Origin of the sequence: Bartonella capreoli (genome assembly GCF_902813205.1) — a bacterium.
Lineage (GTDB): Bacteria > Pseudomonadota > Alphaproteobacteria > Rhizobiales > Rhizobiaceae > Bartonella > Bartonella schoenbuchensis.
The window spans coordinates 1-1591 of sequence record NZ_CADDZX010000041.1 but is presented as its reverse complement, the minus strand read 5'-3'; the positions used below and the strand labels follow the sequence as shown (position 1 = coordinate 1591).

Annotated in this window: 2 protein-coding genes; both read right to left on the bottom strand. The window is 38.7% G+C overall.

The genetic code is table 11. The features are described 5' to 3' along the window. Positions 1–296 precede the first annotated feature (296 nt). Positions 297–1340 (bottom strand): tyrosine-type recombinase/integrase, encoded by a 1044-nt coding sequence (locus J7R05_RS07070; protein ID WP_208541751.1) that lies wholly within the window; start codon positions 1338–1340, stop codon positions 297–299. 9 nt (positions 1341–1349) lie between these two features. Then, positions 1350–1562, bottom strand: coding sequence for a hypothetical protein (locus J7R05_RS07065; protein ID WP_010704032.1), 213 nt, complete (start codon positions 1560–1562; stop codon positions 1350–1352). Positions 1563–1591: the final 29 nt, after the last annotated feature.

Below are 1591 nucleotides of genomic sequence, written 5' to 3'. Positions count from 1 at the left end.
AGCACGAGACATTTTAAAGCATAACCAGAACGGAAAACGTTCTTGTGGATGGAAACCTATTAACAAGAAATCAGGATGATCTTAATGCAGTTTGGAAAGACAAATTGCAAAATCCTATTCCCTAACCTGATTTTTTCATCCCTAACCTTAAAAAAATAGTAATAAAATCAATAGGTTATATGGGTAAAAAAGTAAGTGGTGCCCAGACGCGGCCCGCTTATAATCAATAAAATCAATAGGTTACTGCAAAGGTAAGGGAATTTGTGCTTATTGATTTTATTAAGTTTTTTTGCATTCTATCCCGTACCTTTTTGAAGCTTTTCGATTGATTCCAGAGCCAATCTTTTGCGATCAGCAGTCTTTGTGTAAAGAGATGCCATACGGTCTTCTGTCCATCCAAAGATTGCCTTAAGTTGTGCAACCGTAGCCCCTGCATTGGCAGCTCTTGTTGCGGCTAATTTTCTCAAACCATGGGCTGATTTTTTTATTCCTGCTGCATTACAAGCATCTCTAAACAAGTTACCAAAAGCTTCTTTGGTAAGTTTTTTTCCCCCTTTCCCACAAATGAATGTTTCATCACCAATAGGACCCGTTTCAAGTGTTTTCGTTAATTCGGGTAAAATGGGAAGAAAAACATCTGTCTGAAATTTGCTTTTTTCTGTTTTTAAATGAATGATATTATCTTTAACATCCTTCCAACCGATGCGTACAACATCTCCCCGTCGTAAGCCTGTGTAGAGAAGAACATCAAGCCATACACGTTCATGTGTACCAAGAGGCCATTGTTTATAATATTTATTGATATCTTCTTCTGTCCAAGCAGGGAAACCATCCTTGTTTTTAAGAGATGGTCTTTTAACCCCTGCAGCAGGATTATCTTCCAAAAGCCCTTGTTCAATTGCCCATTTAAAAAGCCCATTAACTGCTTTTAGAAAATTCTGAGCATTTGCTGGTGTTTCCTTGCGTCTTTCAACACCAGCTATAATATGCGACTTTTTAATTGCTTTGTACGGAATATCTCCTATGGCATCTGATACTTTCATTAAAATGAGTTCTTTTTGTCTTTTCGTAGCATGAGCTAGGTTATGCCAGGTGAGGCTATTAAAATATTGTTTTAGAAGCCATATGAAACTACCTTCAACCAGTTTACCAGGTTTAGATTTAGGGAGCTTGTATCCTTGTAACTCAGAAAGAGCATCTTTATAATCGTCGACAAATTCTTGTGTACCATAGACTCCATGCACTCTACGCCTTTGACCATGGCCAATACGCACATACCATATAGTTTTACCATGGCGCGTGATTTCTTTGACAAGGTGAGGAGGCCGCGGTTTAGGCATGACAGGACCTTACATACCAATGTCATAATCAAAATCATCCTTTGAGAGATCTAGTAATCTGTCTGGATGGGTAGCTGTATTTGGTACGGTGATGTCAGGTTTAAGATAAATTAAGAGCTCACCAGTTGGTTTGATTTCAATTAACTCACAACCTTGCTTTTTAGCCTCTCGTAAAGCCCGAGCAATGGCTGGCTGTGTTATAGTAGGGTGGCGATGAGCCATGTTGAATTTCCTTAATTTTGAGTGCACTT